This is a genomic window from Polaromonas sp. P1_E1_2 (assembly GCF_056406035.1).
Map to the genome: position 1 here is coordinate 1 of NZ_JBFUAZ010000234.1, position 5,929 is coordinate 5,929.

Genomic DNA, 5,929 nt, shown 5'->3' on the forward strand with positions numbered 1-5,929 from the left:
GGCGTCGACACTTCAGGCACAAAGACTTCGCAGCGCACACCCAGCTCGCGGGCCGCGGCGGCTGTGGCAATGCCCGCGTTGCCGCCGGAAGCCACGATCACTCCGCTGGCCGGGATGGGATTGGACAGCAGGCGGTTGAGCATGCCGCGCGCCTTGAAGCTGCCGCCGGTTTGCAGGTGTTCGAGCTTGAGCCAGACCTCAGCGCATTCCACGCCCAGCGCCTTGCCAGGCAGCTTCCACAGCGGTGTTTTATGAATAAAGTGGCTGTAGCCCGCTTCGAACGTGCGCAAGCAGCTCTCAATTTGATAGCGATTAGTCATATTGGAAAAAAGAAAAATCAGGTCAGAGTTGATGCAGCTGGCTGTCATTGACTTCCAGCATCTGGCCCTGCGCATCGAGCTTCAGGCCCTTGGGCAGCGGGAACTTGATGGTTTCCTCAATGCCTTCCATCTTGCGCACCGACACGGCGCCCAGCGCCTTGATGCGGTCGATCACCTGCTTGACGAGGATTTCCGGCGCCGAAGCACCGGCCGTCAGGCCGACCCGGCCCTTGCCCTCAAACCAAGACTCCTTTAACTCGCTGGCGTCGTCCACCATGTAGGCCTCGGTGCCCAGCTTGGCGGCCAGCTCGCGCAGGCGGTTGCTGTTGGAGCTGGTCGGGCTGCCGACCACGATGAGGATGTCAACCTGTGGGCTCAACACCTTGACAGCGTCCTGCCGGTTCTGCGTGGCGTAGCAAATATCCTGGTGTTTGGGTTCGCGCACCTGCGGAAAGCGCGCCTTCACGGCTGCGCTGATCTCGGCCGCGTCGTCCACGCTCAGCGTGGTCTGCGTGACGACTGCCAGGCGTTCGGTCTGGGCCGGGCTGATGCGCCAGACGTCGGCCACGTCTTCCACCAGGTGGATGCCGCTGTCGAGTTGGCCCATGGTGCCTTCGACCTCGGGGTGGCCCTTGTGGCCGATCATGATGAACTCGTAGCCTTCTTTGTGCAGCTTGGCCACTTCCACATGCACCTTGGTCACCAGTGGGCAGGTCGCGTCGAAAATCTGGAAGCCGCGGCGCTCGGCCTCTTTCTGGATGGCCTGGCTCACGCCGTGCGCGCTGAACACCAGCGTAGCGCCCGGGGGCACGTCATCGAGCTCTTCAATAAAGATCGCGCCTTTTTGCTTGAGGTCGTTGACGACATAGGTGTTGTGCACGATCTCGTGGCGCACGTAAATCGGCCTGCCGAATTTGGTCAGGGCACGCTCGACGATTTCGATGGCGCGGTCCACACCTGCGCAAAAACCGCGCGGCTCAGCGAGCAGGATTTCCTGAGGAAGCACTTTGGATTCAGTCATAGAACGCCTATTACTTGCACTTCAAACACCACTGGCTGGCCTGCCAGCGGGTGGTTGAAATCAAACTGCACCGCGTCGCCGCCCTCTTTGACCTGCTGAACCGCGCCCGCGTATTGCCCCGCGCCATCCGGCGTGGGGAACTGCACCACATCGCCCACCTTGTACTGTTCATCCGGGTCGCCCAGCTCGTTGAGCAGCTTGCGCGCCACCCACTGCACCAGCTCCGGATTGCGGTCGCCAAAGGCAACGCCTGCGGGCAACTCAAACGTTGTGCGCGTGCCTTCGGGCAGGCCGATCAGCCGCTGCTCAATGGCCGGCGAGAGCTCGCCCGCGCCCAGACTCAGGGTGGCGGGCTTGCCGTCAAAGGTGTTGATGATGTCCGCGCCCGGTTTGCCGTCCACGGAGGGCCCGGCCATGCGGTAATGCAAGGTCAGGAACGAGCCTTGCTGGACGAGGGTAGTGTCGGGGGATTCCACGGTGGACATAAGACTTTCTGCGGCCGGGCTGGCGCCGGGCAAGTGTTTGTAAACTGCCTCTATTGTAGAAAGTACGGCTTGACCGGGCCAAATCAGGCTTAATCCGGTTTTTTAGCCTCACCGGCACCGGCTTTCCTCCCAACACAGACTATCCATGCTCCTGAAAGACCTCCCAGAAGACGCCCGCCCCCGCGAAAAACTGCTGGCCCGCGGCCCCGGCGCGCTCAGCGATGCCGAGCTGCTGGCCCTGCTGCTGCGCACCGGCCTGCCCGGCAAGAATGCGCTGCAGATGGGGCAGGAGCTGGTCGACACCTTTGGCGGCGTGGCCGGGCTGCTGCACACCGGCCCCGAGGCGCTTAAAAGCATCAAGGGCCTGGGCCCGGCCAAACGCGCCGAACTGGTCGCGGTGCTGGAACTTTCCCGGCGGGCGCTTGCCGAAAAGCTCCGTGAAAAAACGCTCTTTGACACGCCGCAGGCCGTGCGCGACTATTTGCAGCTGCAGCTGGGCAGCCGGCCGCACGAGATTTTTGCGGTGCTGTTCCTCGACAGCCAGCACCGGCTGATCGTTCTCGAAGAGCTGTTTCGCGGAACGCTGACACAAACGTCCGTCTACCCGCGCGAGGTGGTGGTGCGCGCCCTTGCGCTCAATGCCGCCAGTGTGGTGCTGGCCCACAACCACCCCAGCGGCACCGCCAAACCCTCACGCGCCGACGAGGCGCTGACGCAAACGCTGAAGTCCGCGCTCGCGCTGGTCGACGTGCGCGTGCTGGACCATTTTGTGGTGACGAGCTCCCAGGCGGTGTCGATGGCCGAGCTGGGCTTGCTGTAGAAGTCGAAACTCTTTCTAGATTGCCTCTTTTTTTACAATTTCCGGATTGATGGAGAGAAAGGGGTTGGACTTCCCGAATGCCTTCACAGCGGCATCGATTTCGGGTTGCCCGAACGCGGACAGGCCCTCCGATTTGGGGTCGAGATAAAACAGCATCGCCAAGGCCCGCCTGCGCTCGGCAGGGTTCCTCGTCAACCTGGCTTCCAGTGCATAAGCCCAGGATTGCCAGGGTTCGAACTTCTGACTCTTCTGGGCCCACTCCAGCGCCAAGGCCCTGATCTTGCTGCTGCCGGTCATTTCCGCCACCAGTTCGGAGATCTCTCCAAAGGTGTACTGCGTCAGCAAGGCCCTTTTCTCAGTGTGCGGACGCAGGTGCCGCGCGCGTTGAAGAAATTGCAACGCTTCCTCGTTTTTGCCGGATGCTGCGGCAAGAATCGCCATGGTCAGCTGATAGTCAAAGTCCTGTCTGGAGACCTCGGTGCCGCTTACCATCTTCTCAATCATTGAGGTGTCTCCCGCCTTGACAGCCGCATAAGCGTAGTAAGGCAAATAGCAGGTCAACGTTGAATTGACCTGGTAATCGGTCAGGTCGTAAAACTTTGCAGACTCGGAGAAAATTGCCTTCGCACCGGCAAAGTCCTTGAGTTTGATGGCCCGGTAAGCCTCCACAAAATACGCGTGCATGGATTTCACGCGCTCTTTCACTGGCGCTTTCAGCAGGATCGAATGCCCTTCATAAACCGGCTTGGGGTATTCGGGTAATTTCCATCGCGGCAAATCCAGTGCGTCTACTGCCTGAGACAAGCCGCTGGAAGGCGTGCGGTCCGTGGTTGCAAAGCGCACAAGGTGAATGGCTGCGGCGATCTTGTCCTCTGTTGTGCCCCCGAATTTCCCCTGTTGCGCCCAACTCACGACCTCCGCTTCAGGCTGTCCGGAAATGTGATGCCCGACCAGCGCGGACTCCCAAATGTGAGGAGCGCGGCTTTGTTTCGCCAGCATTTCAAAGCCGGCCCAGGCCTCTTTGGAATGGCCGCTTGCATGAAGAAGCCCCAGATAGTCCCGGTAAGCATACGACTCCTGGTAACGTTGCGCACGCCGCAAGGTGCCGGCCATCGCGCCCTGAATATCGCCGGCAAGAAGCTTCAGACGCGCATCGCTCGTGATTTCACCGGACGACCCCGACCTCTGAGACGCGGCGATTTGATAAAACGGCCTGGCAAGGTCGAAATAACCCGCCCAGTAAAAATACGACCCGGCCTCATAAGCAAGGTTTGCAGTGGCAACCCGGCCGTCTTCGGACCCCTTCCTGAAGCCCTCGTAAGAATGGAACATCTTGGCGGCGGCCTTGACGTCACCCGCCGCGAACAGCATCCATGCCACATCGCTATAGGAAGTCCACCGCGTGGGTGCCAGCTTGAGGTTGTCCCGATAGTAAGCCTGCGCTTTCCCGGTGTCTCCCTGCCTCGTAGCCTCGGCGCCGAGGATGCTATTGAGTTCCGGGGAGCCCACGAAACGCCCGGCGATTGACGCCAAAAGATCGGTGTCCCGCCCCTGGTCGGGGAAAAACTGACGGTATAGCCCGTGCAGCTGCGAGAAGGTTCCGATTTCCGAAGTGGCATTCTTCAAAGCGGCAATTTCGTTTTCAACATGCGTCTGCAAGTTGCCGCCGTCTGCCCAGGTCCAGTAATAAGGACGGAACGGAACATCGGCATAGTAAAGATTGTCGTAGTGTCCATAGTACTGACCGCCGTCAGCATTGAAATGATTCAGGGCCCTTACTGCGACGAGCGACTGGCCTTGCTCCCAGTAGGCTGCGTCGAACGCGTTTTGGTGCGCGGCCTTGAGCAATTGCTCTTTTTCGGCTCCGGCGGACTTTGCAGCGAGCCTTGCCTCCACTCTTGAGCGCTCATACGCGTAGTACGGGTAACCCTTGTAGGTTGCGTCAATAGTGTTCGCAAAAACCAAGGCCTGATTCGGAATGCCCTGGACGTCGGACAGGAAATTGATGCGGCTCATCAGGTTGTCATGGCCAATAGCCTGGAGCAAGTCCAGATAGTCAAACGGGCCCGGCTTGCCAGGTGTGAGCCCACAGCACAAAATGRCCGTGTTGGCCTCGATGAACATGCGGCCGTGATGAAACACCGACAGATTCACCATGGCCTGAACCTTGTCGGGGTCGGCAAGGGGCAATGCCGCGCGTGCCATGTCCGCCATCGCGTAACCTTTGACCGGCAGTTCATAGTCAAGAAGCATTTTCAGGGAAGCATTATCGTTCTGAACCCACGGGTCTGTTTCTACAAAAACCCGCGTCACGATGAACGGCCATATGGTTCCGGGCAGCTTCAACGCCGCCACTTCGGCGACTGCCTTTTTGGTTGTCATCGTGCCGTAGGCTGTAGCAATCCTGTTCTCATCGATCTTTTGCAACAAGCGTTTTAAGGGATTCTTTTCAAGCGCCGCCATTGCACGCACTTCCAGGATATTTCCGTTCAGCGCGCCAAGCAGTTCTTTTTCCTCGACAGTTTGCGCGTCGCCCAGTGCCTTGATGGCAGCCATACGCAAACCCAATGCCATGTAGGTCCGCGCCCGAAGCGCCCGGTAGTCTGGGGACTGCGGTGACAAGTCCAAAAGCGCCAGATACGCCTTTTCGGCAAATATCTCTTTCGTTCTTTCGACGGTTGTGGGCGCCAGTGCGCTGTACAGCAGAAAAGCATATGCATCCTGCGCCGGGTTGCCGGCCGGTGCCACCAAGCCGAGCGGAGATGACGGCAGCGCTTCCAGCTCCAGCCGGCTGGCTGTCTTTTCGTCAAGCGGCGACGGGGGATAGGCGCCTACGGACTTGAGGATTTCCGGCAACACGGACTCATAGGCCTCGATGGCCGGGACTTCATCGCCAAATGGAATATTCTCAAATTTCTTCGTCTGAACAGGGCCGGTCCAGGCAGCGCCATTGCGCGTGGCGCCTGCGTGGTCCTGGGTCAGGATGGCGATCGCCATTTTTCCTTTCCGGTCATGCCCCGCGTAGCCCCGGACAATGCGTTTTGCACCAATGGCGTCGGCAAGTTTGTAGATTTCTTCCTGCTTGAGCTGGCGCTGTCCCTCACCAAGCGCTTTTGCCACCAGGTAAGGGTCAGGAATTTTCACTTTCTGTGATTTGGCGACGCCTGCGGCGAGCTCCGCTGTCATGATGGACCGGCTTGCCCTGTCGACAGCCCAGCCCCCAACCTGGAACGGCACAACGAGCACATCAAACTTTCCGCCCGACAGCAGCTGGCTGTAGAAG

The 5,929-nt window shown here is 59.6% G+C and carries 5 protein-coding genes; 1 reads left to right on the forward strand and 4 read right to left on the reverse strand.

Going from position 1 to position 5,929, the window contains the following annotated elements:
- From AC1D1P_RS12295 to AC1D1P_RS12305, 3 genes are all read right to left on the reverse strand, one after another.
- Positions 1 to 320 (reverse strand): pyridoxal-phosphate dependent enzyme (locus tag AC1D1P_RS12295; RefSeq protein WP_477673172.1); only part of this gene is annotated, 320 nt, incomplete at its 3' end.
- A 22-nt stretch (positions 321 to 342) separates the two neighbouring features.
- Positions 343 to 1,341 carry a 4-hydroxy-3-methylbut-2-enyl diphosphate reductase gene (gene ispH / locus AC1D1P_RS12300; RefSeq protein ID WP_477669755.1) on the reverse strand — a complete coding sequence of 333 codons (999 nt, stop codon included), beginning with the start codon at positions 1,339 to 1,341 and terminating at the stop codon, positions 343 to 345.
- A complete protein-coding gene (locus AC1D1P_RS12305) occupies positions 1,338 to 1,826 on the reverse strand; it encodes an FKBP-type peptidyl-prolyl cis-trans isomerase (protein ID WP_477673173.1) in 489 nt (162 codons plus the stop codon). Before AC1D1P_RS12305 ends, ispH begins: the two co-directional genes overlap by 4 nt.
- Before the next feature lie 145 nt (positions 1,827 to 1,971).
- Here AC1D1P_RS12305 and radC point away from each other — a divergent pair, with 145 nt between their 5' ends.
- Positions 1,972 to 2,646, forward strand: coding sequence for a RadC family protein (gene radC / locus AC1D1P_RS12310; protein WP_477673174.1), 675 nt, complete (start codon positions 1,972 to 1,974; stop codon positions 2,644 to 2,646).
- Between the two features lie 15 nt (positions 2,647 to 2,661).
- Here the strand turns inward: radC and AC1D1P_RS12315 are convergent, their stop codons facing one another.
- Positions 2,662 to 5,832 (reverse strand): tetratricopeptide repeat protein, encoded by a 3,171-nt coding sequence (locus AC1D1P_RS12315; RefSeq protein ID WP_477673175.1) that lies wholly within the window; start codon positions 5,830 to 5,832, stop codon positions 2,662 to 2,664.
- Positions 5,833 to 5,929 lie beyond the last annotated feature (97 nt).